This window comes from Flavobacterium sp. JAS (assembly GCF_020991455.1).
Lineage (GTDB): Bacteria > Bacteroidota > Bacteroidia > Flavobacteriales > Flavobacteriaceae > Flavobacterium.
Genome location: NZ_JAJMOX010000012.1, coordinates 1 through 26,598 on the forward strand (window position 1 = coordinate 1; position 26,598 = coordinate 26,598).

The following is a 26,598-nucleotide window of genomic DNA, read 5'->3' on the forward strand; positions in this document are numbered from 1 at the left end:
GATTGCGTCTATAACTTTGTCAAAGTTTAAAATTTTGAAAAAGGTATATTATGCGTATTCAAACCCGACAGGTTTTAAAAACCCGTCGGTTTACGGGACAAAACTTTGCAGGGCTTCGACTTCGCTCAGCCTGACAAGAGATTTTGAATAATATCTTTTTTTATCTGCTTAAATCTGCAAAATCTACGTGAAATAAACTTTACAAAACACTCTCAATCGTATAATGCGTCTTATTAATTTCAAAAGTAAACCCAACCTTATTCCCCATTAAATGAGCTCCAAGTGGAGATTGTGGCGAAAGTGCAATAACATTTATACCGTTTATAGCAATTTTAGGAAGCGCAACACTCACATACAAATAAATTCCGTTGGCTTTTACCAAACTACCCGAAATGATATTTTCAGTTGTTTTTGAGGCATCAATTTTATCTAAAATAGCTTTTTGAGTTATCGCTTCTTTCAGTTTATTAGTTAATTTTTCCTGCTCGATATGCATCATCGACAAAGCCGTTTCATGCTTATCGCCAGCCGAACCTTTTGCATCGTTTTTAGAATCTTCGGTCAAAGCCGAAATCATGTCTCTAAAAACATCTATTCGGTCCTGAACCATTTGTAAATAATAAGAATGTATTTTTTGTTTGAACTCCATTTTTTTTAAAGGTACTGAGGTGCTAAGTTACAAAGGTGCAAAGGTTTTTTACTTCTGCAATTTTTTTCGCCACGAATTACACAAATTTTCACTAATTATAAAAAAGCAAAGTTCGCTGAATCTAAAAAAGACTTAGCGAACCTTGCGTAAAACTTTGCGCTCTTTGCGGTTAATTATTCTTAAAAGTCGAATTTATAATTTCCTCCCACTAACACCTGAAATCCTTGTACCGGATAATTCAGCCATTTTTCATAAGCCTGATTTCCGATATTATTAAGTTTCAGGAAAAATGTCAAACGTTCGTTGTATTTATATCCAACATGTGCGTTTGCATCAAAATAGCTTTTCAGCGTCATAACAACCGGGTCAACTCCTGAATTCAAATTCGATTGCATGTCCTTACGTTCTCCCACAAAGAAAACATTCAAACCTGCATACCATTGTTTCGTAATGTTTACATCCAGATTCGAACTCAATTTCATAGACGGTAAATTCCATGCTTCTAAACCATCAAATTTGTAGCTATTAAAAGTTCCGTTGATTCCAAAAGAAACGTTTTCTGAAAAATCAGCTTTTAATTCTCCATAAAAACGAAACGTTCTCACGTCATCATATACCACTCCAAAAGAGTTTCCGTAAGCGTAGTTTTCATTAGCAAAATCTTCTGTATAATCATTGCTTTTAAACAAAGCCTTATCTTTTTCGTTAAGGTAAGAACCCGTCAGATTATAATTGATGTTATTTGCTAATTTCCCTTTTAAACCTGCAAAAACAGTATATTGATTGCTGGTTGGTCTCATGTTTAAAGTTGGTGACAAAAATGGATTCTCGGTCACGAAATCAGCATAAGAGTTTTGATTTAAAGCACCATATACACCCGTGTAGAAAATCATTAAATCGCCTACTAATTTATAAGATGCATTTACTTTTGGATAAATATAAAACTTGTTTCCGCTGTTTTCAGAATCTAAACCATAGTACAATCCAGCTCCTAATTCTAAAGTCCAATCGTTTTCATGAATTACAAAACTAGGCTCAATTCCAAAATTAGTTAAACTATATTTTAACGGCTCAGTATTATCACGAGCATAATTATTTTCAAAAGATCCGCTTACGTGATCTATAATCACATTCGTATTTATCGATTGATCCATTACATCCACTTTGAAAGTCGGTTTTACATAAAAACGATTTTCTGAAGAGGAGAAACTATCTGAAAAGTGCGTGAATTTTGTTCCTATTTTACTAAAAATGCTTTCATTAAATTCCACATTTCCACCTAAAGTAATCGTATTATAAGAATGATTCGGATTAATTCCTCTGATCAAATCTTCTTGCTGTTCTGGAGGTAAAGTCATCCCAAAATCAGCTGGTAAGCCATACCAGTTGTACAATTGATTTTGATATCCTAAATCAACATTCCACGACATATCGCGATTGTTTACGCCATAACCCATATTTAATGCAGTATCATAAAATTCATCATTTAAATCTACTCCGCTTATTCCGCCTTGTGAAGAATGATGACGGAACATTCCTGCCACATAATCATTATTTCCTAAATCCTGATTTACGAACAATTCAGCATTTAGAGTTCCATAATTCCCAACTCCTAAAGTTGCATAATTATTAAACAATTTTTCTCTTTTAGATTTTTCAACACCTTCTGCCTTTCCTTTTGAAGGCGTAAATGTAGACGCTACCGGAACAGACAAAATGCTATATTTTATCGTTTCCTTAGGCTGATTTCCTGTATCGTCAAGCGAAGGAGTTTCTTTAACCTTAAAAGCATCTGAAATAGTTGGCGAATACGGTTTAACCACATTTACCGTTTCAGTACCAATACTTTCATTTTTCTTTTGCGAAAACGAAAGCTGGACAACAAACATTACTAGTAAAATGATGATTTTATTCTGGCAATTAATTTTCATATTTCTTTTATTTTAAGAGAATAAGAAAAAAGAGCAAAGAAGAAAAACTTCTCTCTTATTTCTAAATTTTCTCTATTTTCTATATTCTAAAATCTTTGTTCTATTCTCTTGACTCTATTCTCTTTGTTCTTTCTTCTATTATCTAAAACTAAGCTTCCCATTCTCCTTTTGCAACAAACTGAGCTTTTCCTCCTATTTTGATATCAAATTGATTATCAGTTAGTTTTCCGTTGAAATAAATCTGAGACGGACGATTAATATAATCTCCCTGATAATTAATCAATTCAAATTCAGGTTTATGATATTTTAATAAAAAAGCTTGTAAACAAGTACTTGCGCTTCCTGTTGCGGCATCTTCAACCAATTGATTGTGTTCAATGCACAACATTCTGCTAAACAATTTTGAGCCTTCTAAATAATAGAAATACAAAGCTCTGTGATCTGTTTTGCAATTCCTTTTCAGCCATTCATCTGTTTTATCTTTATCTAAAACCAAATTTTCCAACGCTCTTTTACTACTTAACCCAACCATTATAAAAGCACTTCCGGTTGAAACTTCCTGAATTGGGAATTGATTCTCAAAATCCTGTCTTTCCAGATTACTGAATGATGTAAAATCTTCTTTCGAAAAAATATCCCAAAATTTCGGCTGTGCCGCTTTTAACCAAATCAACTCTTCAGTTTTCTGAATTGCGATTGGCCCAATTGGAACATTCAGAGTGATCTGTTTTGGCTCGTTTTTAAAAATCTTATTCATCAAAACCCACGAAGTTCCAATGATTGGATGACCTGCAAATTGCATTTCATGCGCCGGAGTAAAAATTTTAATCTCGGCTTTATTATTATCTAAATCAAGCTTGGTTACAAAAGTGCTTTCTGCAAAATTAATTTCGCGCGCCATTTGCTGCATTTCTTCAGAACTTAAATTTCCCGCATCTAAAAAAACCGCCAATTGATTACCGGCATATTTTTTATCTGCAAAAACATCAACTATATAAAAAGGTAAACTCATTTTTCTTTTTGTTTTATTTGAAAAAGAGGCAAGATGCAAGAAACAAGAAAAATCTATTTTCTAGCATCTTGCCTCTTTCATCTTTACTTCGTAATCGACGAATTCGTTTTTGCTTCTTCTAACTTTATCGCACTTAATTCTTTTTTAGCCTCTTCGACAACATCCGGATAATCGGTGAAATTGTTAATTACGTTATCCAAGATATAAGTCGCCTGATAACTGTCTTTTAATCCGTAGAAATTTTTAGCCATTAAAACCAAACTCTTCGCTCCGTAATATTTGTAAGCCGAATAGTTTTTAGCCAGCTTCTGAACTGAAACGTTCGAAGCATCAAACTTGCCTTCTTTAGTTTTAAAATAAGCATCATAATACAACGCTTCCGCCGCTAATTCTCCTTTAGATGTTGCTGATAATTTCGCATAAGCAGCTTTCGCTTTAGCTTCGTCACCAGTTTGCATTGCTGCACGTGCTACGATAATTTGTGCATCAGCTTTTACATTTGCATCAGCTTTTGCGTTTTGCAATACTTTGTCTGCATATACTACAGAATTGTCATAATCTTTTTTGTCGTAATAACATTTCATCAAATTCGCTTGTGCAAAGCTTTTATTCTGAGGGAAATCGGCTTCGTTTTCTAAACGTGCCAGAACCGGAATCGACTTATCACAATCTTTTGCTTTTAAGAAAATCTGTGACAATCGGCTTAAAGATTGTTCTGTAAATTCGTTTCTAGGCTGATCAATTACATATTGATAATTTGCAACCGATTTAGTTTCTGAACCTTCAGCAAAATACAATTGCGCCAGGTAAAAATTAGCTTCAAGTGCGTGAAGTCCTGTCGAAAATTTAGTCACATAACCTGCAAAACCAGTAATAGCCTGTTTACTGTTGTTTTGACTGTATTGTTTAAAAGCTGCATCATAAGTATCATTATCCAATTCAGCATCTGTAACCGAAACAAAATCAAGCGTACGAACCCAAGTTGCATATTCATCCACTTTTCCTGAGTCAACGTAAATTAATCTTGCTGTAGAAACTGCTTCTAAAGCTTCTGGAGTTTTTGGGAATTCTGCCGCTACTTTTTTGAATTTAACCAAAGCTTGTTCGTCACGATCTGAATTGTAATAAATCAAACCTTGTTTCAAAATTGATTTTGATGTAAACGAACCATTTTTATATTCAGAAATTAACTGATCGTAGGTTTTAAGCGCCTGATCGTTTTTCTTTTCAGCTACATACGTATTTCCTAATTCGAATAAAGCATCATCACGATAAGATGATTTTTTATACATCTGAAGGAAATTATTCAATTCATCAATTTTCTTATCATTCTTAGACATAAAACCGTACGAAATTGCTTTTTGAAACTGAGCATAATCAGCATCAACACCTTTCGCTTCGATCGCTTTTGCGTAAGCTTCATTTGCAGCACCGTATTTTGCACTCACAAATCGAGAATCTCCCAGACGCAAATACGAATCATTCAAACGAACTTTATCTTCTTTAGCATTATCGATTTGTGCCTGAAATGAATTTCCTGCCTGATCGTATTCTTTCAGTTTAAAATAGGTGTATCCAATATTGTAATTGATATTTTTATACTCGTCAGTAGTTTTAGCAGCAGCCAAACCTGCAAACTGTTTGTAACTTAATAAAGCATTCTGAAAATCATCGCTCAAATATTCCGTTTCTGCTTTCCAGAAAGTTGCACGAGCAGTAAATTCAGGTGTTTTTTGTTCGCTGATAGCGCTTTTGAACATCTTGGCAGCTTCTTGATAATTTGATTCATTATACAATTCCAAACCTCTGTAAAAAAGCACTTTTTGATACGCCGCTTTATTCTCCGGTGATCTGTTTTTCTCTAATAAAACCAAAGCTTCTTTGTAATTTTTCGTAGAGATATAAGAATCTACTAATAGTTTTTCTATATCAGATCGACTTGAATTATTTGGATATTTCTTTAAGAAATCAAGTAAAATAGCAGGAACAGTTTGATAAGCGTTTCCGATATCATAACTCACTTTAGCATAATTTAAAGCAGCATCTTCCTGAATTTGAGCATTAAAATCCATTTCAGAAGCATTTTTGAAAGCGTTTAAAGCTTCTTGTTTTTTGCCCGTATTTAAATAAGCCAAACCTAAATGATAATACGCATTTTGAGCTACGAAATCTTTTCCTTCAATGATTTTATTGAACTGAGAAATTGCTTTTTCATACTCTTTTTGCTCATAATAAGCATATCCTAATTGGTAGAAATCAGTATTGTTCCATTTTCCTTTTTTACCTGCGTATTGCTCTAAAAACGGAATCGCTTTGTCGTATTGTTTTAAATTAAAATAACTTTCTCCAATAATTTTATTCAGTTCCGACTTTTCAAGTTCATTTGATTTAGCCATTGCTTTTTGTCCCAAATCGATTGCTTTCTGGAAATTCCCTAATTTGAAATTCATGTCAGCTTGATAGTAAGAAAGCTTTTCTTTGTACTTTTCTTCGCCCGAAACTTCATCAAAGTATTTAGTTGCTTCTTTATAATCGTCGCCTTCGTAAGCCATAAATCCTAAATAATATTTGGCTTGAGAACCAAATTCAGGAGAATTCACCACTTTATTAAAATACGTTGTAGCTTCTTTTTTCTTTTTGGCATTAAAATAACTGTATCCTTTCTGGAAATTAAATTTATCAGATTCAGTTTTGCTCATATAACTTTCATCCACTTTATCAAACCACTGCAAAGCTTTTGGATAATTGCCCTGTTCGAAGAAAAACTGAGCCACTTCAATATAGGCCTGATTTTGTTTTGTACTTGTTGGATAGTCGTTTACGAATTTTTCCATCAAAGCATCGGCATTTGCTTTATTGGTTCTAATGGCACAATTGGCGATATAATAAGCACAATCTGACTGAACTTCTTCAGTCGTTGCATTGTTTTTTACATATTCGAAAATAAGTTGAGCCGAAGCATATTGTTTGTCATTGTATAAAGCCAGTGCTTTGTCAAAATCCTTTAAGTCGTAAGTATATATAGCTGATTTTTGTGCCGAAACTATGGTCGAAATAAGGATTATAGGGAGTAAAAAGAACCAGGAAAGTCTACGCATTTTAATTATATTTAGTATTCAAATGTATCATTTTATACCGTCTATAACGAAACGTTTCGAGCATTTATTATGAACAAAAATTTTAACAGCCCACATTTAACAGCTTCTGAAAAGATTAAGTCTAACCATATAAGTGATATAAGTAATTATAAGTTAGGCGCTTTAAGTACATTTACTAAAATGAACTTAAATCCCTTACATGGTTTAAATTTTTAAATCATTTTATTTACAAGTTTTCTTAAGAAATGATTGAAATTTATTTTGAATCCAACCGTTATCTTATTACTTTTACCAATCAAATCAATTTTATTATGTCACAAATCGTACTGTCTCTTAAAGAAGTAACTATATATCAGGAAGGAAGAAAAATTTTATCTCATATTAATTTAGATGTTCAGCATGGTGAATTTATCTATATAATTGGAAAAACTGGTTCCGGAAAAAGTAGCTTCATGAAAACATTGTACGGAGATTTACCTTTATCTGAAGGTGAAGGCCATATTGTTGAATTTGATTTGGCAGCTTTAAAAGAAAACGAAATTCCGTATTTGAGGCGTAAAATCGGAATCGTATTTCAGGATTTCAAATTGCTTCCGGACCGTTCTGTAAAAGACAATATGCTTTTTGTACTAAAAGCTACAGGCTGGTCTGAAAAAGAAGCTATGGAGCACAAAATTGATGAAGTTCTGGACAAAGTAGGTATGAAAGAATTTGTAAACAAAATGCCTCACCAACTTTCAGGAGGAGAACAACAACGTGTTGCTATTGCAAGAGCATTGTTAAACGATCCTGAATTTATTTTGGCCGATGAACCAACCGGAAACCTTGATCCACAAACAAGTTCTGAGGTTCTTGAAGTATTGAAAAAAATCAATGCAAACGGCAAAACCATTATCATGGCAACTCACGATTATGCTTTATTGATGAAATTCCCGTCTAAAACATTAAAATGTGAAGACGAAAGAATTTTTGAAGTAGTGCAACGTAACGTGTAATGCTTTCCTTTTTAATTCCGGTTTATAATTATAATGCTTTACCTCTTGTTAACGAGCTTGTAAAACAATGTAATTTTAATGGAATTAACTTCGAAATTCTTTGCCAGGATGACGCTTCAAACTCTCAGGAAAACACTATAAATCAAGAAATTAATCAACTTTATAATTGTTCGTTTTTTATAAACGAAACCAATTTAGGAAGAGGAAAAAACATCAATTCGTTAGCTCAAAAAGCAAAACACGATTGGTTGCTAATTTTAGATTGTGATACATTTCCGGCTCAAAATAGCTTTGTAAAAAAGTATGTTGATATTATTTCAGATTTGAAAAACAACATCGTTTTTGGCGGAATCATTTATGAGAATAAAAAACCTGAAAAAGAACAACTTTTGCGCTGGATTTATGGGCAGAAAAGAGAAACTTCAGCTATTTTAACTTCGAATTTATTAATCAAAAAAGAAGTTTTCCTTCAATTTCCTTTTGACGAATCCATTACAAAATATGGTTATGAAGATTTGCGCTTTTTTTCTGTTTTGAAAGCCAATCATTTTGAGATTTCTCAAATTGAAAATCCAACTTTTCATTTGAATTTAGAAACTTCAATTCAGTTTTTAAATAAAACCAAAACAGCTTTAGAAAATCTTGTCTTTCTATATAATTCAAAGAAAATAATGAAAGAAGAAAGTAAAATTATAGCTTCGTTTGAATTTCTGAGAAAACTAAAATTAACGCAATTTTCGGCTTTTATATTTAGAAAAATTCAAACCAGAATCGAACGAAATTTGCTTTCACAAAAGCCCTCTTTATTTTTATTTGACCTTTATAAATTGGGATATTTTTGTGATTTAAAAACTTGAATTCTTTTCCTGCAAGGTTTTCAAAACCTTGTAGGTATTTTTTTTCTCTCTAAAAATTTAAAAATTCCCATAAAGCCGATTCTAAACCTACAAGGTTTTGAAAACCTTGCAGGACAAACTAAACTTCAACCAGATTCTCTAAAAACTGCCTCCACTGTCCCATTATTTTTTCGACAGCATAATCTTTAGAAGTTTCTTTTGCATCGGCTCCAAACTTCAATCTTACCTCTTCATTTTCGATTAAAAAAGAAAGTTTATCTACATACATTTCTAAATTCCCGTCCGGAATCAAAAATCCGTTTTCGGCATTGGTAATAATTGCTCTTGGGCCTATCGGACAATCGTAAGCGATACAAGGCAAACCGGAAGCCATAGCTTCGAGCAGAACCATCGGAAATCCCTCGGATCTGGAAGTCATTGCATAAATAGAATTTTCCAGGTATTTCTCTTCAATATTTTTTACAAACCGAAATACATTTACTTTCAAATTTATATCTAAATCAGTAACTGCTTTTTCTACAAAATCTACATCATCCGCATAAATATCTAACAACCAATCCTGGTGTTTATTTGCAATTTCTTTCCAGATTAACAACAATCGATCTAATCCTTTTTCGTAAGAATTTCGGGCAATTGTAATAACTTTTTCATGCTGTAAATTAGAAGTTGCTTCAGTCTTTATCCAAACAGGATTCGGAATTACAACACCATTTTTGGCGTTCCATTCTTTTAAGCTTTCACTTGATAATGCAACTATTTTAGTGAATTTTTGAGCACCAAAATCTTTAAATTGATATTTTAATTTCTGAACGAATTTTGAAAGTAAATCATTTTTTTGCTCTTTCTCTTCGATAAATTTTGATCCGTGACATTCAAATACAATTGGAGTTTTTGTTTTGACAATAAACGGAAAAGCAAAGGCTTTTAAACCATTATCTGCCACTAAAACAACATCCGGATTTATCTGGGTAATCTTTTGATTTATTTGTTTTTGGAAAGAAGTAAAAAAACTAAAAACATTTCCGTTTAAAGTCATTTTATGGAATATAATTTTAGAATTGAAGTTGTAAAAAGGTTCACCTTCTTCTTCATTTTGAGATAAAATATGAACTTCATAACCAAAATGCTCCACAAAATAATTGGCTTTAATAGCCAAAACCCGGGCAACACCGCCAGCACTTTTTATTTTGGGAACGACATAAAGCAATCTCATTTTTTAGAGCTCAAATAGACATCATAATTCCTGATATAATCTGATTCTTCGAAGATATCTGAAGCAAAAACCAAACAAACCGCACCGGAAGAAAAGTTTTCTAATTCGCGCCAAATGCCTTTTGGAAGATGCAATCCAACATTTGGTTTATTGAGCAAATAGCTTTTTTTAGTACTTCCGTCATTTACCGTTACTTCAAAACTTCCGCTTAAAGCGATTAAAACTTCGTGTTGCTCAATATGCGAATGTCCGCCGCGAAAAGCATTGCTTGGCACGTCAAAAAGATAATAAACCCGCTTGAACTCAAAAGGCAAAATATCATTTTGAATAAAAGCCAAATTGCCGCTTAAGTTTTCTACAACCGGAATTTTCAGTAAGTTTATATCTTGAATTGTTGTCATATTTTTAATGTACCTGCATCAAATTTAACCATTGTTGCCCAATTTTATCCAATAAAAAAAGCTGAATACTTTCAAAAGCATTCTTTTTGCAATTTTGATACAAAGTTTCATCTAAAACAAAAAGATTCATAGCTTCTGTCAACTTTTCCCAATTCTGATTTTCTACTAAAAGTCCATTTTCTAAACTTGTAATCATATCTCGAGGGCCAAAATCACAATCAAAAGATACAACGGGAGTTTGACAAGCCAAAGATTCTAAAATCACATTCGGGAATCCTTCATTTTTACTGCATAACACTAAAAATTTAGCTTTGCTTAGATATTTAAACGGATTGTTTTGATACCCTAAAAGATGTACAAATCCTGAAATATTATTTTCTGAAATCACTCTTTCAAGACTGGATTTATTGCCATTTCCAACAATAACTAAATGAATTTGCTTTTGTGACAAAACCGATTGGGCATAACTTGAAATTAGCTTATCAAACTGCTTAATTTCGTTCTCGTATTGCCCGACTGCAATAATATAATCGAAGTTGATTTCTATATTTTCTTGTTGTTTTTCGAGAATTTCATCCAAGTAAATTGGATTATGAATTGTAACTACATTTTGCAATTTATGCTTCGTTTCAATCAACGTTTTCATTTCTTCGACAATTGCAACATTCGCATAACAATGATTGTACATTAATCGTGTAAGCCACGAATTGTTAGGCATATAATGATCAATCAAGAAGCTGTGAACGGTAAAAATAGTTTTGGTATTATAAATAAAACGTGCCAAAATTAATTCCTGAATCACTTTAGTTCGAAAACGAAAATCAATAATAAAATCAAACTTATTTTGGCTCAAATAATCTCGTAAAGCTTTTAATCTTTTGACTTTGTTAAAGAATCCGTTGCTTTTGTTTTTGAGCAAACCAAGATTAACTAATTTCCCGGAATACGGAAAACTAACTTCGTCGAGAACAATAATAATATCGACTTCAAAACCTTGTTTTTCGAAAAAAAGTGACAAATTTGCCATCACTTTATCGCTTCCGCCTCCGCTTAAGCGATAACCAATTAAAGCAATTTTCTTTTTTTTGTGAGACAATATCATTCGTGATTTCTTATTTTCGTATCAAATATATAACTCTTTAAAAACAATATGCAAGATAAATCATTAGTGACCATTATTTGCTTGTGTTATAATCACGAAAAGTATGTTGTTGAGAGTTTACTTTCGGTCCTACATCAGGATTATCCTTTTATAGAATTGATTGTTGTGGATGATTTTAGTACCGATAATTCCAGAGAAACTATTAAGAAATGGCTTATTGATTATCCTGAAGTTCAACTTATTGCAAACGAAACAAATCTTGGAAGTACAAAATCATTCAACAAAGCACTAAAACTTGCCAAAGGCGATTTTATAATTGATCTCGCCGCAGATGACATTTTGGTGCCGAATTGTGTTTCTCTACAAATAAAAGCCTTTCAAGAAAGTCGGTATAAAAATCTTGGTGTTGTTTATGGAAATGCTGAATTAATCACCGAAAATGGTGACTTTGATTCGTATTATTTTACAGTTGATTTCAATAAAAAAACAATCGAAAAAAGAGAAACCGGAGATATTTATTTGAGTGTTCTTTCTGGCGGAAACAGTATTTGTTCTGTTTCGTCGATGGTTAGGAAATCGGTTTTTGATGTTTTGAATGGTTATGATGAAAATCTGGCTTATGAAGATTTAGACATTTGGATTCGGGCTTCGCGTAGTTATGATTTCGATTATATTGATAAAATTTTAATTAAAAAAAGAATTTCGACAACTTCTTTAGGAACTCATTTTTTCATCAAAAACGATGCGAGATCCAGGAAAATAAATTATTCGACTTATCTGATTATCAAAAAAGCAATTCGATTAAATAAAACTAAAATCGAACATAAAACGATTTTGAAAAGAATGCATTTCGAAATGATTTTAGCGCATAAAACTTCTGATTTTAAATTGCTTTTGAAGTATGTTCTACTTGAAATAAAACAACGTTTCCACATAATAAAAGAACGCGGATAAAACGGATTTACTTCGTAAAGACACGGATAAAAACGGATTTTTTAAAGTAATCCATTTAAAAAAATCCGTTTTTATCCGTGTTTTCGCTTTAGCGAATCCGTGTCATCCGCGTGCCAATTTTTAAATCGTCAAAAAATCATCTAATTGCTGTTTTTCGCCTTGCCAGTCTCTTGAAATATTATTCCGAATTAATTTGGCCGGAATCCCTCCTATCAGAATATTTTCGCCTAAAGTGGTGTAATCTTTTGTACATAAACTGTTTGATGCAATTGTACAAAAATCAGGTATCTGAGTTCCTTTTAAGATTGAAACTCTGTTGCTACCAAAATTATAATTCCCGATAAAAATCGGAGCCGATTTTTGAAGTTTTTCACCTGTTTGCGTATCTATCAAATCATGAAAATTGGTATCGATAATCTGAGACTCTGAACCAAAACGGGCATAATCGCCTAAGACAATTTTTTCGGTACAAATTAATTTTCCGTTTGATGCCATCGAAGCCATATTCCCAAGTTCGCACGAAGCATTTTCGCCAACAAAAACAAAACAATCTTTTCCAAATTGAAACTTTCCTTTGAAGGTTAATTTCCCTAAAATAAAGATTTCTCCAATACCTTTATACGCTTTGTTTAATTCGTAAGGCTGGCCAAAACCAATCATTCCTTTTTTGATATTTCCATCAATTTGAATTTCTCCGGTTATTGACGTGAATCTAACTTTTCCGTAAAAGAAAACAGGAAGTTTTTTAGCCGTTTCAAAGGGGAATTTCTTAAAATTAAAATACAATGTTTTCGTCCAGTTTACCGAATAGTAAAACCGAAGTTTGTGATAAAAAGAACGGTATTTTCTATAACTACTTTTAATCATTTTCGTTCTTTTTAGTTGAAGTTAATGATGCAAACATTTCTTTTAAATTCATTTTTTTATTGATCTGAAACACACTAAAACTTATTGAAATTAAAACCATTACCATCATTAAACTATATTTTAAAATCGGAATCTCAATGTATCGAAGCAAAAATGTAGTTATACATAACACAAAACAAATGAAATATATTTTATAAAATTCGGTATCGAAATAAAAATTATATCTTCTTTTTGTGATGATTTTTAATCCAATAAAATGAAATAAAAAATACAGACAAAAACCAAAACCTAAACCTTGCAAACCATAAAAATAATAACCCAGAATATTCATTATTAAGGACAAAATATTAAACCCGATCGCAGTTTTCACAAACATTTTAGAATCGCCTTTGGCTATTAAAATAAATCCCATTGACCACGAAACGGCTCTGAACAACATTCCTAAAATTCCGAAACAAACCATTGGAATAATTTCATTGAATTTTGGCGTGTAAATAAGTTGTATTATTATTGAGATGAAAGTCAAAAATAAGACAATTATTGGCGTTATGATGATAATCGAGATAAATGCTTGCTGTTCTACACTTGATCTAACTTTTTCATTATCAGAATTCACAGAAGCTAATTTCGGAAAATAATCAGTACTCATCACTGTAAAAATAATTCCAACATAAGAATTCAATAAGGTGAAACCTGCATTGTAAAAACCAACTTGTTCTAAACTTCCGTTTTTACCAATATAAACCTGAACTAAATACGTCGACAAAAGCGTTAAAACACTGCTTATCGTAAGCATAAAACCTAATTTTACGATCGATTTTCCTTCAGTTAAAAATACTTCTTTTGAAATTTTTTCTTCATTGATTTTGATTTTATTCGAATAATAAAAAGAAAATATCAAGGCCGATAAAGAAGCAATTATTATGGTAGGAATAATAGCGTCAATCCTCAAAAAATAATACAGCGGAATCGAAAAAAGCAATCCAAACAAATTCCCATACAAATTGGCTTTTGCCAAAAATCGCATTTGTCGTAAACCTTGCAAAACGGCCAATTGCCCTGTAGACAATTGTTTAAATAATAGTGTAATTGCTAAAAATATAAAAGAATTGGTTTGACTTGAATCTCCAAAAGTAATAATACTTAATGCTTTTGAAAAAACTATTACGAGCAACATTCCAAATATTCCGGTAAAAAAAACAATCTTTCGTATGATCTGAATTGTGTTGGAAACCGTTTTTAAATCTTCGTTTTTATAGTTTTCCGAAATGTTTTTTACAGTGCTGGTTTCCATTCCTAAACCTGAAATACCGCTAATAACTCCTAAAGTTGAATTCAATAAAGCAATGATTCCCATTCCGGCGGGACCAATAAAAATTGCAATTAATTTGGTTCTGATAATCGAAATTAAAATCGTAAAAAACTGTACGCCTCCAAAAAGTGAAGTCGTTTTTAGAATCTGCTGATATGTTTTACTATCAGACACTACTTAATATTGATTTAAAATTTTGATAACAAGATCTACTTCATTTTCAGTCAAAACGGGGCTTATAGGCAAGCTCAAAACTTCGTTATGAATCTTTTCTGTTATTGGAAATGATAGTTTATTCCAACCCAAACTTTCAGTAGAAAATGCTTTTTGCTTGTGTGGCGGAATTGGATAATGAATTACAGTTTGAATATTATTCTGGGTTAAATATTCTTGTAAAGCATTTCTATTTTCAGTTCGGATAACGAACAAATGAAAAACATGATTCTCTGAAAAATCCCAAAACGGAAGTTTGATTTTATCATTTTTAATTTCAGATAAATATCGTTTTGCTATAATACGACGTTTGTCATTACCAGCATCTAAATTTGGCAATTTCAGATTCAAAAACGCAGCATGAAGTTCGTCTAATCTTGAATTCACACCAATATATTCGTTGTGATATTTTTGCTCTGAACCATAATTCCGCAGCGAAAAAAGCACTTTTGCAAGTTCAGAATCATTTGTGGTAATTGCACCGCCATCGCCCAAACAACCTAAATTTTTCCCTGGATAAAAACTGTAAGCCTTTGCTGATTGTAGATTGTTGATTTTAGATTTTAGATTTTCTTCTCCTTGGAATTTGGAATTTGATTTTTGATTATTGGGATTTGCAACTGCTCCATGCGATTGTGCAGCATCTTCTACAACTATCAGATTATTTTGAATTGCAATTTCGTTTATCTTTTCCATTTCAGCCAATTGTCCATAAAGATGAACAGCTAAAATGGCTTTTGTTTTTGGAGTTATTTTCTCCTGAATCAAATCTGGATTGATGTTGTAGGTTTCTAACTTTGGCTCGACCAAAACCGGAACTAAATCTGCTTGTAAAACAGCCAGAATACTCGCAATATAAGTGTTTGCAGGAACGATAACTTCGTCGCCTTTTTGGAGTTTTCCTAACTGGATATATCCTTTGAAAATCAAAACCAGAGCGTCAAAACCATTCCCTACTCCTATGCAATATTTGGTTTGACAATATTCGGCGAAAGCCTTTTCAAATGCTTCCACTTCTTTTCCTAAAATATACCAGCCATTGTCTAAAATCGTTTTCAGTTTTTGCTGAAATGCAGTTTCATAAGGTTGGTTTATTTTTTTTAGATCAAGAAATAGAATCATGTTTTTTTATTTTGCTCAAGATTCTAACACATAGAATCATAGATTTTGCAAGTCAAAAATAGGCGTTTTACTTATTTAAACACACATAGCTATGTGATAGAAATATTTTTCTTTTTATTTTCTTTTTCTAACACTAATAAATCAATCCCGAAACTTCGGGACTATGTGTTAAAAAGATTACTTCAATCAGGTCGTTATTTAATATTTATTTTATAAAAATCCTGATTGTAAACGGTACAGCCTAACTCTTCTTTTTGTTTTAAAAGTCCTGGGTGATATCCGCTTTCGTTTTCTTCATTTACGATTCCCATATCAAAAAAGCGTTTGCCTTTTCGTTTGTATTTGTGAATTAGATTAATGAATAAAAAATCGAGTGCTCTTACTTTTTCTCCTTTTTCAGATGTGGCTCCGTATTGCGATTTGACTACGTTTTTGGTCTCAAAAATAGTGATTCCGGCAACAATCTCATCATTTTGATAAACGGAATATTGTCTGATTTTTTCTGGAAACTTAGCTTTTAACAGTAAAATTTCTTCTTTTGTATGAACTGGTTTTGTATCGAATTTTTCCAGTAATCTTGGAGCTAAAATGGAATCCCAAAAGGGTTCAAAATCCTCTTCTTCGATAATATCTAAATCAAGGTTTTCGATTCTTCTAAAGTGTTTTAACTTACTTTTAGAAATCTGTAATGGCAATTCAAGATTAACTGCCAAATTCATTTCTTTTCGTTCTGAAATGGCACCTCTTTTAAACAAAAAAAAGTCGGTTTCGTGATTCCCATTGGGGAAATAAAAACTTGGAATTGGCTTATAATAAAAAGCTTCAATGGCGTTTTCCTTTAGAAAAACTAAAATTTCATCTAAAATTGATTCTACTTTTTCGGCTTTCAATTTATTCAAAAAAACTAAACCTCCATACGTTAATCCTTGGTGCGAATAAACAGAATTTTCAGACTTATTGGCCGGCAAAATTGCTTTTAGCTTCTCTTCTTCAAAAATCAAAAGTGAAAAATCTACAAAACGATCCTGATGGTATTCCATAAAATCTCTATGAAATAGAAAGGTAGCGTTTTTGGCCTGAGCGATAAACTCGTTCCAAATGCTATAATCGTTTTGATGGTATTTTTTTACAATGAATTTTGTCATTTTTTCGGCTACTTCTTTTTCTATCTTCTAAATTAAAAAAATTCGCCACGAATTCTCGAATTTTCGTTAAATATAAACAAATAAACTCGGGAACTTGTGGCGAAAAATTTTCAGCTAATATTGCTGAATATATTATTTGTGTTCAAATGCGGGTAAATACCATTTGAATTTTACGGCCATTAATCGAACTGTGATTATTACAACTGATGTTACCAAATATAAAAGGTCATCTTCTAAATTCAGCTTTCTCAAGCCAAAAAATACTACTCCTCCAAAAATACAAATAGTAGCATAAATTTCCCTTCTAAAAATAGTTGGAATTTCAGTACATAAAATATCGCGAATTACGCCTCCAAAGCAGGCTGTCATGGTTCCTAATGCAATACAAATAACAGGATGTAAACCAATCGAAATTCCTTTTTCGAGTCCGATTAAGGTAAAAACTCCAAGTCCAATCGTGTCAAATAGAAACAAGGAAGTTCTTAGTTTGTCAAATTTTTTCCTAAAAAGAATAGCCAGCAAAAAACCTAAGGTAATCACGTAAACATATTGCAAATCTTTCATCCAGCCCACCGGAGTTCTCCCAATTAAGACATCTCGCAGCGTTCCGCCACCAACAGCTGTAACAAAGGCTATGATGAAAACCCCAAACGGATCGAGTTTTTTGTGCATTGCTGTTAAAGCGCCGGACATGGCAAAGGCCATTGTACCGATAAGATCTAATAGATGAAACATTTTTTTTCTAGGTTCTAAGGTTCTGTGATTCTAAGTTGCTGAGTTTTTTTCTATCTTTTTACGTAAATCGGGCTTCTTTTTAACAAATAAGAAATTGCATCTACCCAACTGTCTTTTATATTTAAGAATGGTTTACGGCTTTGTGAGTAGATTTTTGTATTGTTTTTGTACATGTCAAAATAAACCATATAGTTATAATAGGTTTGTGTACTGGTATTTGTGGTTGAATAATCGTTTGTTTTTAGTTTTTTGTTATCGTTACTCACTTTAGCATTTCCGCTATTGTATGTTGAGGCTGTTGAACCTTCGGTAATGGTATACGAAACTTTTGAAGCTATAATATTATCAACTCCCAGGATTTTTTGAAGATCTTCGATTGGAGTTTCATCAATGTTTTTATAATCGATTCCTGCTTTGTGTAACAAACTGTTTGTTACTCTTAAATCCTGAACGGTAAGTGGGAAAATATTAGCCGATTTGTCTAACAATTTGTTATAAATATCATTTTGTGCAAACTTCGCCATTTCTTCAGAGCTTTCCTGAGTAGCTGAATTCAAAAACGGAATTGGCAATACTGCAATCGTATTTGGTTTCATATCTGCTGAGGAAATAACCTGATCTGAACTATTTGTGGCAACATTATTTGAAGGAGCTGTACTCGCAGACACATCAAATATTTGTGAACGTCCGCTGGCAAAATCTATTCTGGCAATTTGAGAAACATCAAGCGAAATTTGAAGTGTTTCTCCCGGCAAAGAATATTCAACTGTCTTATCAGACATTTTTGCAATTGTACATTCTATTATCTGGTAATCTCTTTTAATTATTTTATCTAGTTTTTTTCCTCCTTGGGCAAAAGAAAAAACAGAAACAAGCAACAATACTAATACGACAATTACTTTATTAGTTTTCATGGTATTTAAATTAAATTTTCCTACTCTTAGGCTTTTCGGTTACGCCTTTTACAAAAAATCAACTTTTAAATTCATTAACTTTCAAAGCATACACAAAGTTACGAAATCCTAAATTAACACCCTTATAAAATCGATTTAATTACATATTTTGCGTATAAAAATTATAATCTTTGAGAATAACACGAATAAAGTCACTGTTGTTACCTGATTGATTTTTAATTCCTGTAACCTTTTCAATCTTAGCAACGAGCTTATAAATCATTTCATGATCGTTTTTGGCTTCTGCTTTTTGAAATGTTTCTTTAATAATTCGCATATCATTATCAGATAACTTAATTACCAAAGGATAAGTTGGCACATAAGCATCTCCTATTTCTTCTAAAATCGTATGACTGATATCAATTTTGTTTTTTAAGGTAATAACTGCCGTTCCTGCTGCCATATCGCCTAATCGCTGTGATTTTTTACTTGTCACGACAGCAATTAAACCTACAAGTCCATAAAGTAGTGTAAAATCGATTATTCTAAAAAACCAACGAATTAAATAATCGCCAAAACCGGCTTGGTAACCATCAATTTTTACCACTTTTATTTTTACCAGTTTTTTTCCAATGGTTTGTCCTTCAAAAACACTTTCTAAGGTAATTGAATACAGCATAATTGGTAAATAAAAAAGTAAAATGATCGACATTACGGACCAGGAATCTAATTTATCAAACAATTTATCGAAATGCAGCCAGTAAAAGAACACTAATAAGACCACTATTACATACGAGATTTTTATAAGTAAATCAATGAAATAGGAGCCTAACCGTTCACCAACTGATGCCGCTATAAAATTTATTTTAACATTTTGTGTTGTGTTAATAGATAATTCTGACATATTTTATATTTTAGCCTACAATGAGAGAAGTCGCCTTCATAAAACAAAATAAAGAAAAATGGCTGGAATTTGAACTAGCTATTTTTGGTAAAGCTAAAAAAAATCCTGATGAGTTAGCTAATTTGTACATTCAATTGATGAATGACTTGTCGTATGCCCAAACTTATTATCCCAAAAGTAAAACGGTTATTTACTTAAATCATTTGGCATCGCAGATTTATCAAAAGATTTACAAAACGAAACGAACAGAAAAGAACAGATTAGTAGAATTTTTCAAAATTGAAGTTCCGCTGCTTGTTTACGAATACAAGAGATACTTGATGTATGCTTTTATTTTATTTTTTGTCACCGTTGCAATTGGTGTTGTTTCGGCAAAATACGACCCTAATTTTGTTCGCTTAATTTTGGGAGATTCGTATGTAAACATGACTTTGGAGAACATCAAAAAGGGAAATCCGATGGCTGTTTATGGTTCCGGAACCAATTGGGGAAGTTTTATTGGTATTACCGTAAATAATCTTCACGTTGGTGCGATGTGCTATTTTTATGGTATTCTTGGCGGTATAGGAACTTTTTATATTTTCCTTCAAAACTCTATTATGCTGGGATCTTTTCAATATTTTTTTTATGAGCAGGGAGTTTTCTGGAAGAGCGTTCGCGGAATCTGGATTCACGGTTCTATGGAAATTTTTGCAATTGTAATCGAAACTACTGCGGGATTTATTCTTGGAGCTTCGATTTTGTTTCCTAAAACTTTTTCAAGAATGAACTCTTTTAAAATTGGTTTTAAAAATAGTTTCAAAATATTCCTGAGTACTTTTCCTTTTACGATTAGCGCTGGATTTCTTGAAGGTTTTATTACCCGATATTCTATAGATATGCCAAACTGGTTAAGCTCTTTTATCATATTATTTACGTTAGCAATAATTTCATTCTATTATCTGGTTTATCCTTTTATAGTCCACAAAAAAACAACTTCATTATAATGTTTGAACTCTTCAAAAAACGGCAATTAGGCGACTATATAGTAGACACTTTTTCATTTTTAAAAGTTTTTGGAAAACACTTTTTTAAGATTTTCTTCATTATCAATGGAGCTTTCTTAATTATAGTTGCTGCACTTGTATATTGGTTTTTGAAAATTAGTTTTCAAGCCGCATCAAATAATAATTTATTACAAAACGAATCCAATTTTCTGCATTATTTTAATGATAATCATGGAGCTTTAGTCGGTTTTATAGTAGTCTTTTCGATTGTAATATTAGTTTTATCATTATTCAATTCTTCTTATCCAATTTTATATTTAAAGCTGGTAGCGAAAAAAAACAACAATGATTTTAGTATTGATGATCTTCTAAAGACCTTTAGACAAAATATCTGGAAAATAATAAAATTCTGCATTGGCTTAATATTCTTGGTAACTCCAGTTTTAATTGTACTTATTATTTTATTATTTCTCTTGTGTTTTGTTATCGTAGGTTTTCCTCTTTTGCTAACTGCTATACCTACTTTATTTACATGGGTGAATTTTAGTTTTTATATTTATCTTACAGAAGAAAAAAGCTTTTTTCAGTCCTTAAATCAGGCTCATCTTTTACTAAAACAAGATTTTTGGTCTACCATTGGTGCTACTTTTTTAGTATTAATAATGATTCAGATGATACAGGGATCTATCACGATGTTTTTTTACTTTATCGGAATCTTTTTCTTTTTTGCAACGGCAATAGGAAATCCCAACTTCGATGTAACACCATTTGAAGGTTCTCCAATTCTGATTATTTTTATCACATTAATATTTGTTTTATTACTTACATTAGGTAATATATTCAACAACATGATTATGATAAATCAGGGAATTATGTATTACAGTTTAAGAGGAAAAGAGGAAACTTCGACGCGTGAAATCGAATTAATTGGAACCAATAATGAATAGAATTTTCTTTATTTTATCTTTTCTTTTCTTCTCCGGTATCTCGCATGCTCAGGATTCTTTGGCTACAGCCGAACCTCCAAAAATTGCTTCGATAAAATATACAGAGAAAGACATTGAGATCGATTCGAGCACAGTTGAAGCCAAAACTTTTGAGAAAAACTTCAAAAAAAAATACACTGATTCTGATTTTATATATGAATATAAAACGCCTGAAAAAAATGCATGGGATCGTTTTAACGATTGGTTGGCCAGTATTTTCAGAGAATTATTTAGTTTCGAAAACAACGAAACCTCAATAAAATTGGTGTCAATTCTAATTAGAGTTATTGCCGTTTTGGTAATTATCGTTGTAATTTATTTGATTGCAAAAGCATTGATTGATAAAGAAGGACAATGGATTTTTGGCAAAAACTCACAAAAAAAGACCATCTATTATACTGATATCGAAAAAAACATACATCTTTTAGATTTCGAAAAATTGATAAAAGAAAGCATAAATTCCGGCGAAAAAAGAATCGCTATTCGGTATTATTACCTTTGGTTGCTAAAAGTCATGGCGCAAAACCATTATATCGAATGGGATATCGAAAAAACAAATTCAGATTATTTATACGAGCTTCAAAGACCTGCACATAGAGAGGAATTCACGTATTTATCCTACCTGTACAATTATATCTGGTACGGAGAATTTGCAATTGACGAAACCTCTTTCAGTAAAGCCGAAAATAGATTTAAGAATGCCATAAAAATGTTTAACCATGGATAAAAATATCAAAATTTATATCGCTATTCTGGTTTTTGTTTTGGCATTAACTTTAATTGCCGATCGTGATCAGGCAAAACCTATCGATTGGAGTCCAACGTATTCTGTTAATGACAAAATCCCGCTTGGATTGTATGTTTTTGACAAAGAAATTCATGGTGTTTTAAAACATCAAAAAGTGGAAAAAATTGCCACTGTAACTCCGTACGAATTTTTGGATTCTAAATATGATGACGATACTTTAGTAGAAAATTATAAAATAAAAGGCACTTTTTTAAACATCTCAGAAGCCAGTACAATTGACGATCAATCTGTAACGGAGCTTTTTTATTTTGTATCGCACGGAAACAATGCTTTTTTGAGCATGAAAGATTTCCCGAAACAACTATTAGACAGCTTAAAAATTGAATGTAATTCTGATTTTCAGAATGCTCATAATTATACAACCCAATTTTGGCTGGCAAATAAAAAAGTAAACCCAAAAAAATATACTTTAACAGAAGGAATGGGTGATATTTATTTCTCTAAAATTGACACACTAAAGACAATCGTGTTAGGCTATCAGGGAAACAAAAATCAACCTAAACAAAAAGACATCAATTTTATAAAAGTTCCTTATAAAAACGGTTATTTTTACTTGCATACGCAACCAGCAGCTTTTACAAACTTTCATTTATTAAAAGCTGATCATGCACAATATGCCGAAAGTGTATTGTCGTACTTACCAAAAGGAGATGTTTTTTGGTATACCAAAGCAATAAATGATGAGAGAATTTCGCAATCGCCATTGCGTTATATTTTTAGCCAGCCAGCTTTAAAATGGGCTTGGTATTTATCTCTAATTGGGATATTGATTTTTATAATTTTTAATGCTAAACGAAAACAACGCATCGTTCCAATCCTGAAACCTTTGCCAAATTTAACCGTTGATTTTACCAAAACCATCGGGAATTTATATTATCAGGAAGGCGATCACGACAATATTATTGATAAAAAAATTATTTATTTTCTGGAGCGAATCCGAAATGAATATTTAATGGATACAACAAAACTGGACGACGATTTTATCAAAAAACTGCATTATAAAACAGGGAAAAGCGAAACCGATATTCAGGAACTTGTATTCTTAATCAACGAACACAGAAAGAGTTATCACGGAAGTCTCGAAGAAGATTTAATCAGAATTAATAATGCAATCGAAAAGATTTTAAATTAAAATATTGCCACGAATTTCACTAATTTTCACTAATTCCAATTCAAATTGAGCCAAATTAATTGGTGTAAATTCGTGAAATTCGTGGCAAAGAAAATAACCAATCTAAAGAAAACATACTAACATGGACGATATCAATACACCAACAACTGAAATCACTAATGAAAACGTGAATTTTGAGACCCGAATAAATTTAGCACCACTTTTAGAGCATGTTAACAGCATCAAGAAAGAGCTTGAAACGGTAATTGTGGGACAACACAAAATGATCGATCAGCTTTTGGTTGCGATTCTATCAAACGGACACGTTTTGCTTGAAGGTGTTCCCGGAGTTGCCAAAACGATTACGGCCAAATTATTGTCTAAAACGCTGAATATTGGCTTTAGCCGAATTCAGTTTACACCAGATTTGATGCCATCAGATATTTTAGGAACTTCGATTTTTAATCTTAAAACTTCTGAATTTCAGTTTAAGCAAGGTCCAATTTTCTCGAACTTAATTTTGATTGACGAGATCAACCGTGCTCCTGCCAAAACACAAGCGGCACTTTTTGAAGTTATGGAAGAACGTCAGATCACAATTGACGGTTTTGCTTATCAACTTGAAACTCCTTTTTTGGTTATTGCAACACAAAACCCAATTGAGCAAGAAGGAACATATCGTTTGCCGGAAGCACAATTAGACCGTTTTTTATTCAAAATTACGATTGATTATCCAAAATTAAACGAGGAGATTTTAATTATCCAAAGAGAGCATTTATTGCAGGATCACGGAAAATTAGAAGCTATAAAAACGATCCTTTCTGCGGCAGAAATAAAAGATTATCAAGCTCTTGTAAAACAAATTAGAGTAGAACAAAATTTACTGGAATATATTGCCAGAATCGTAGTAAACACACGCGAAAATGCCTTTTTATATCTTGGAGCTTCGCCTCGTGCTTCGATTGCAATTTTGAACGCTGCCAAAGGTTTTGCAGCCATTCGCGGACGCGATTTCGTTACGCCTGAAGATATTAAGGAAGCTGCAATTCCGGTTTTACAACACCGTGTTATTGTAACTCCTGAACGCGAAATGGAAGGAATTACAAGTCCTGAAATCATTAAACAAATTATTGAAACTGTCGAAATACCAAGATAATTTTCAGTCACAGCGGCAGTTTTCAGTTCTCAACCTTTAAATTAAATATTAACCTTTTTTTAAATGAAATTTTCTAAATTTTTCCTTTTATCTTTTATATCGATTTCATTGGTAAGCTTTAGACCAATAAGCACTAAACCTCTGAATAATAAAAATACATCAATTTATTTTGCAAGCGATCAACAACAACTTGAATCATTGATGAGAAAAGCTTATGAATGGATCGAAACAAAAAAAACGCAAAATGACTTTGATGTTGTTGAAAACAAAAAAGGCGATAGATATGTTGGTTTAAATTTAAAAACACACGACAAAATAGTAGAAGAACTTAAAAAATCTAACTTTTTTGCGCAACAATTTATTGACAATTATAATAAAATAGGTCTAAAAATTGGTGATAATCTTAAAACCAATAAGGTGAAATATTTTGTTGGTGAACTTCCACCGTATGGCAATGACAGTAACCCGTGGTGCAATTGTCAGGACAATCCGGAAGCATTTTGGAAAACCATGAAACTAAACAACTTAAAAATCGAAAACAATAAAGCTGCTTTTTACTGGACCTGGACTGAATGGAAAGAAACTCCTAAATATAAAGTAATGGCAATTAAAGAAAATGGTATCTGGAAAATAGCCCATTTAGAAGGCTTTGATTCAAAAATATATTTCTAAATAATTTAATCTGAACACTAAATCTTTTTAAAATTGAAATTCATAAAAAGTCTATACTTAAACAACTTCTTTTTCTATGTGCTTTTGAGCATTATAGGACTATTTGTTTGTGCTTTTATTTTTCCGAATTTATATAATGCTGTCTGGTTTCTTGTTTTGATTTTAATTACATTTTTGGGACTTGATATTTTGCTTTTGTATTTTGCCAGAACCGGAATTGAGGCAACTCGAAATACTCCCGAAAAACTTTCGAATGGCGATTTGAATCCGATAAGTATCAGTATTAAAAACCACTATACCTTTACAATTTCAGTGAAAATTATTGACGAAATTCCGTTTCAGTTTCAGGTTCGTGATTTTAAAATTGTAAAAACTATTAAGGCTTCCGCCGAAAAAGAAATAGGATATGATTTGTGTCCAACAGAACGCGGCGAATATTATTTCGGAAATCTAAACCTTTACGTTTCTTCACCTTTAAAATTAATTTCGAGAAGATTTACTTTCGATAAAGATCAAATGGTGCCAACATATCCTTCTTATATTCAATTGAGAAAATATGATTTATTGGCTTTTTCGAATAATTTGTACCAATACGGAATCAAAAAAATCCGCCGAATTGGTCACACGATGGAGTTTGAACAAATTAAAGAATATGTTCAGGGCGACGATCTTAGAACTTTAAACTGGAAAGCTACTGCGAAGAAAAACTCTTTAATGGTTAACCAATTTCAGGACGAAAAATCGCAATCGGTTTATATGGCAATCGATAAAGGCCGCGTGATGCAAATGCCTTTTGACGGATTGAGTTTATTGGATTATGCAATTAATTCGACTTTGGTTTTATCAAATGTAATTTTGAAAAAACATGACAAAGCAGGGATTTTTTCTTTTTCCAAAAAAGTAGAAAACAGGGTTTTTGCAGAGAAAAGATCTTCGCAAATGCAGAAAATTCTCGAAACACTATACAACATCAAAACTGACTTTTTCGAAAGTGATTACAGTCGTTTGTATGTCGATATCAAAAAAAATATCAATCAGAGAAGTTTGATTATTTTATATACTAATTTTGAAACAATGGATGGTTTAAATCGCCAATTACCTTATTTAAAAGGAATTGCAAAAAGCCATTTGTTAGTTGTTGTTTTCTTTAGTAATACCGAATTGAATGCGATTATCAACAAAAAAACAAATACAATTCAGGAAATATACGATAAAGTAATTGCCGAAAAATTTATGTTCGAGAAAAAACTTATTGCCAACGAACTCAAGAAATACGGAATTTATTCGGTTTTAACGCAACCTGAAAACCTGACTTTGGATACGATTAATAAATATTTGGAGATTAAAGCGAGAGGGATTTTGTAGCAACGTGAAATGTATGTTGTGAAAATGTAAAATGAATATTATTTAGTTATCAATTTCATAAGTTAAATTTAAGAATGATCAAAAATCTATGAACCTTTGTTCCTTATAACC

At 31.9% G+C, this 26,598-nt stretch carries 24 protein-coding genes; 10 read left to right on the plus strand and 14 right to left on the minus strand.

Translation table 11 applies throughout. From position 1 onward, the window contains the following. Positions 1-199 precede the first annotated feature (199 nt). The 4 genes from LPB88_RS18060 to LPB88_RS18075 form a co-directional block, all read right to left on the minus strand. Positions 200-649: a GreA/GreB family elongation factor gene (locus LPB88_RS18060; RefSeq protein WP_230717041.1), complete on the minus strand. Its 450-nt coding sequence runs from the start codon at positions 647-649 to the stop codon at positions 200-202. Positions 650-828: 179 nt separating this feature from the next. Next, on the minus strand, positions 829-2,580 hold the full coding sequence (locus LPB88_RS18065; RefSeq protein WP_230717042.1) for a TonB-dependent receptor: 1,752 nt from the start codon (positions 2,578-2,580) through the stop codon (positions 829-831). A 148-nt stretch (positions 2,581-2,728) separates the two neighbouring features. Beyond that, positions 2,729-3,592, minus strand: coding sequence for a PhzF family phenazine biosynthesis protein (locus LPB88_RS18070; protein ID WP_230717043.1), 864 nt, complete (start codon positions 3,590-3,592; stop codon positions 2,729-2,731). A gap of 83 nt (positions 3,593-3,675) precedes the next feature. Beyond that, positions 3,676-6,690 (minus strand): tetratricopeptide repeat protein, encoded by a 3,015-nt coding sequence (locus LPB88_RS18075; protein ID WP_230717044.1) that lies wholly within the window; start codon positions 6,688-6,690, stop codon positions 3,676-3,678. 311 nt (positions 6,691-7,001) lie between these two features. Here LPB88_RS18075 and LPB88_RS18080 point away from each other — a divergent pair, with 311 nt between their 5' ends. Together LPB88_RS18080 and LPB88_RS18085 are read left to right on the plus strand one after the other, a co-directional pair. Then, positions 7,002-7,685 carry a cell division ATP-binding protein FtsE gene (locus LPB88_RS18080; RefSeq protein ID WP_230717045.1) on the plus strand — a complete coding sequence of 228 codons (684 nt, stop codon included), beginning with the start codon at positions 7,002-7,004 and terminating at the stop codon, positions 7,683-7,685. Further along, the gene (locus tag LPB88_RS18085; protein ID WP_230717046.1) at positions 7,685-8,542 is read left to right on the plus strand and encodes a glycosyltransferase; all 858 of its coding nucleotides are present in this window, start codon (positions 7,685-7,687) and stop codon (positions 8,540-8,542) included. The genes LPB88_RS18080 and LPB88_RS18085 overlap by 1 nt, the downstream gene beginning before the upstream one ends. A gap of 118 nt (positions 8,543-8,660) precedes the next feature. On the opposite strand, the gene LPB88_RS18090 is transcribed toward LPB88_RS18085, so the two are convergent. Genes LPB88_RS18090 through LPB88_RS18100 form a run of 3 tightly spaced genes read right to left on the minus strand, consistent with a single transcriptional unit; the run spans position 8,661 to position 11,258 of the window. Then, on the minus strand, positions 8,661-9,755 hold the full coding sequence (locus LPB88_RS18090) for a glycosyltransferase family 4 protein (RefSeq protein ID WP_230717047.1): 1,095 nt from the start codon (positions 9,753-9,755) through the stop codon (positions 8,661-8,663). Continuing rightward, positions 9,752-10,156 carry an FdtA/QdtA family cupin domain-containing protein gene (locus LPB88_RS18095; RefSeq protein ID WP_230717048.1) on the minus strand — a complete coding sequence of 135 codons (405 nt, stop codon included), beginning with the start codon at positions 10,154-10,156 and terminating at the stop codon, positions 9,752-9,754. Before LPB88_RS18095 ends, LPB88_RS18090 begins: the two co-directional genes overlap by 4 nt. A 4-nt stretch (positions 10,157-10,160) precedes the next feature. After that, on the minus strand, positions 10,161-11,258 hold the full coding sequence (locus LPB88_RS18100) for a glycosyltransferase (protein ID WP_230717049.1): 1,098 nt from the start codon (positions 11,256-11,258) through the stop codon (positions 10,161-10,163). A gap of 48 nt (positions 11,259-11,306) precedes the next feature. Here LPB88_RS18100 and LPB88_RS18105 point away from each other — a divergent pair, with 48 nt between their 5' ends. Then, positions 11,307-12,212, plus strand: a complete 906-nt coding sequence (locus LPB88_RS18105; protein ID WP_230717050.1) for a glycosyltransferase — start codon at positions 11,307-11,309, stop codon at positions 12,210-12,212. 120 nt (positions 12,213-12,332) lie between these two features. Here LPB88_RS18105 and LPB88_RS18110 read toward each other — a convergent pair whose 3' ends face one another. The 7 genes from LPB88_RS18110 to LPB88_RS18140 form a co-directional block, all read right to left on the minus strand. After that, positions 12,333-13,079 carry a transferase gene (locus LPB88_RS18110; RefSeq protein WP_230717051.1) on the minus strand — a complete coding sequence of 249 codons (747 nt, stop codon included), beginning with the start codon at positions 13,077-13,079 and terminating at the stop codon, positions 12,333-12,335. Next, entirely contained in the window at positions 13,072-14,565 is a 1,494-nt protein-coding gene (locus tag LPB88_RS18115; RefSeq protein ID WP_230717052.1) for an oligosaccharide flippase family protein, read from the minus strand. Before LPB88_RS18115 ends, LPB88_RS18110 begins: the two co-directional genes overlap by 8 nt. Before the next feature lie 3 nt (positions 14,566-14,568). Next, on the minus strand, positions 14,569-15,726 hold the full coding sequence (locus LPB88_RS18120; protein WP_230717053.1) for a DegT/DnrJ/EryC1/StrS aminotransferase family protein: 1,158 nt from the start codon (positions 15,724-15,726) through the stop codon (positions 14,569-14,571). Between the two features lie 194 nt (positions 15,727-15,920). Continuing rightward, positions 15,921-16,871, minus strand: coding sequence for a GNAT family N-acetyltransferase (locus LPB88_RS18125; RefSeq protein ID WP_230717054.1), 951 nt, complete (start codon positions 16,869-16,871; stop codon positions 15,921-15,923). A 132-nt stretch (positions 16,872-17,003) separates the two neighbouring features. Beyond that, positions 17,004-17,606 carry a trimeric intracellular cation channel family protein gene (locus LPB88_RS18130; RefSeq protein WP_230717055.1) on the minus strand — a complete coding sequence of 201 codons (603 nt, stop codon included), beginning with the start codon at positions 17,604-17,606 and terminating at the stop codon, positions 17,004-17,006. 50 nt (positions 17,607-17,656) lie between these two features. Beyond that, complete coding sequence (locus LPB88_RS18135; RefSeq protein ID WP_230717056.1) at positions 17,657-18,520, minus strand: hypothetical protein; 864 nt, start codon at positions 18,518-18,520, stop codon at positions 17,657-17,659. A 139-nt stretch (positions 18,521-18,659) separates the two neighbouring features. Then, a complete protein-coding gene (locus LPB88_RS18140) occupies positions 18,660-19,403 on the minus strand; it encodes an RDD family protein (protein WP_230717057.1) in 744 nt (247 codons plus the stop codon). Positions 19,404-19,423: 20 nt separating this feature from the next. On the opposite strand from LPB88_RS18140, the gene LPB88_RS18145 reads away from it, so the two are divergent. From LPB88_RS18145 to LPB88_RS18175, 7 genes are all read left to right on the plus strand, one after another. Beyond that, the gene (locus tag LPB88_RS18145; protein ID WP_230717058.1) at positions 19,424-20,389 is read left to right on the plus strand and encodes a stage II sporulation protein M; all 966 of its coding nucleotides are present in this window, start codon (positions 19,424-19,426) and stop codon (positions 20,387-20,389) included. Continuing rightward, positions 20,389-21,336: a hypothetical protein gene (locus LPB88_RS18150; protein WP_230717059.1), complete on the plus strand. Its 948-nt coding sequence runs from the start codon at positions 20,389-20,391 to the stop codon at positions 21,334-21,336. The genes LPB88_RS18145 and LPB88_RS18150 overlap by 1 nt, the downstream gene beginning before the upstream one ends. Further along, positions 21,329-22,102 (plus strand): DUF4129 domain-containing protein, encoded by a 774-nt coding sequence (locus LPB88_RS18155; RefSeq protein ID WP_230717060.1) that lies wholly within the window; start codon positions 21,329-21,331, stop codon positions 22,100-22,102. The genes LPB88_RS18150 and LPB88_RS18155 overlap by 8 nt, the downstream gene beginning before the upstream one ends. Further along, positions 22,095-23,315: a DUF4350 domain-containing protein gene (locus tag LPB88_RS18160; protein ID WP_230717061.1), complete on the plus strand. Its 1,221-nt coding sequence runs from the start codon at positions 22,095-22,097 to the stop codon at positions 23,313-23,315. Before LPB88_RS18155 ends, LPB88_RS18160 begins: the two co-directional genes overlap by 8 nt. Positions 23,316-23,436: 121 nt before the next feature. Then, a complete protein-coding gene (locus LPB88_RS18165; protein WP_230717062.1) occupies positions 23,437-24,450 on the plus strand; it encodes a MoxR family ATPase in 1,014 nt (337 codons plus the stop codon). Between the two features lie 63 nt (positions 24,451-24,513). Further along, positions 24,514-25,122 (plus strand): hypothetical protein, encoded by a 609-nt coding sequence (locus LPB88_RS18170; protein ID WP_230717063.1) that lies wholly within the window; start codon positions 24,514-24,516, stop codon positions 25,120-25,122. Between the two features lie 33 nt (positions 25,123-25,155). Then, on the plus strand, positions 25,156-26,487 hold the full coding sequence (locus LPB88_RS18175) for a DUF58 domain-containing protein (protein ID WP_230717064.1): 1,332 nt from the start codon (positions 25,156-25,158) through the stop codon (positions 26,485-26,487). The last annotated feature ends 111 nt before the right edge of the window (positions 26,488-26,598 follow it).

Bases quoted from the DNA above. Each gene is read 5' to 3' on its own strand.
- LPB88_RS18110 (WP_230717051.1), bottom strand. From the start codon at position 13,079: ATGATTAAAAGTAGTTATAGAAAATACCGTTCTTTTTATCACAAACTT.
- LPB88_RS18170 (WP_230717063.1), top strand. From the start codon at position 24,514: ATGAAATTTTCTAAATTTTTCCTTTTATCTTTTATATCGATTTCATTG.
- LPB88_RS18065 (WP_230717042.1), bottom strand. From the start codon at position 2,580: ATGAAAATTAATTGCCAGAATAAAATCATCATTTTACTAGTAATGTTT.
- LPB88_RS18150 (WP_230717059.1), top strand. From the start codon at position 20,389: ATGTTTGAACTCTTCAAAAAACGGCAATTAGGCGACTATATAGTAGAC.
- LPB88_RS18105 (WP_230717050.1), top strand. From the start codon at position 11,307: ATGCAAGATAAATCATTAGTGACCATTATTTGCTTGTGTTATAATCAC.
- LPB88_RS18160 (WP_230717061.1), top strand. From the start codon at position 22,095: ATGGATAAAAATATCAAAATTTATATCGCTATTCTGGTTTTTGTTTTG.
- LPB88_RS18100 (WP_230717049.1), bottom strand. From the start codon at position 11,258: ATGATATTGTCTCACAAAAAAAAGAAAATTGCTTTAATTGGTTATCGC.
- LPB88_RS18060 (WP_230717041.1), bottom strand. From the start codon at position 649: ATGGAGTTCAAACAAAAAATACATTCTTATTATTTACAAATGGTTCAG.
- LPB88_RS18090 (WP_230717047.1), bottom strand. From the start codon at position 9,755: ATGAGATTGCTTTATGTCGTTCCCAAAATAAAAAGTGCTGGCGGTGTT.
- LPB88_RS18075 (WP_230717044.1), bottom strand. From the start codon at position 6,690: ATGCGTAGACTTTCCTGGTTCTTTTTACTCCCTATAATCCTTATTTCG.
- LPB88_RS18140 (WP_230717057.1), bottom strand. From the start codon at position 19,403: ATGTCAGAATTATCTATTAACACAACACAAAATGTTAAAATAAATTTT.
- LPB88_RS18125 (WP_230717054.1), bottom strand. From the start codon at position 16,871: ATGACAAAATTCATTGTAAAAAAATACCATCAAAACGATTATAGCATT.
- LPB88_RS18085 (WP_230717046.1), top strand. From the start codon at position 7,685: ATGCTTTCCTTTTTAATTCCGGTTTATAATTATAATGCTTTACCTCTT.
- LPB88_RS18145 (WP_230717058.1), top strand. From the start codon at position 19,424: ATGAGAGAAGTCGCCTTCATAAAACAAAATAAAGAAAAATGGCTGGAA.
- LPB88_RS18070 (WP_230717043.1), bottom strand. From the start codon at position 3,592: ATGAGTTTACCTTTTTATATAGTTGATGTTTTTGCAGATAAAAAATAT.
- LPB88_RS18135 (WP_230717056.1), bottom strand. From the start codon at position 18,520: ATGAAAACTAATAAAGTAATTGTCGTATTAGTATTGTTGCTTGTTTCT.
- LPB88_RS18155 (WP_230717060.1), top strand. From the start codon at position 21,329: ATGAATAGAATTTTCTTTATTTTATCTTTTCTTTTCTTCTCCGGTATC.
- LPB88_RS18095 (WP_230717048.1), bottom strand. From the start codon at position 10,156: ATGACAACAATTCAAGATATAAACTTACTGAAAATTCCGGTTGTAGAA.
- LPB88_RS18130 (WP_230717055.1), bottom strand. From the start codon at position 17,606: ATGTTTCATCTATTAGATCTTATCGGTACAATGGCCTTTGCCATGTCC.
- LPB88_RS18120 (WP_230717053.1), bottom strand. From the start codon at position 15,726: ATGATTCTATTTCTTGATCTAAAAAAAATAAACCAACCTTATGAAACT.
- LPB88_RS18165 (WP_230717062.1), top strand. From the start codon at position 23,437: ATGGACGATATCAATACACCAACAACTGAAATCACTAATGAAAACGTG.
- LPB88_RS18080 (WP_230717045.1), top strand. From the start codon at position 7,002: ATGTCACAAATCGTACTGTCTCTTAAAGAAGTAACTATATATCAGGAA.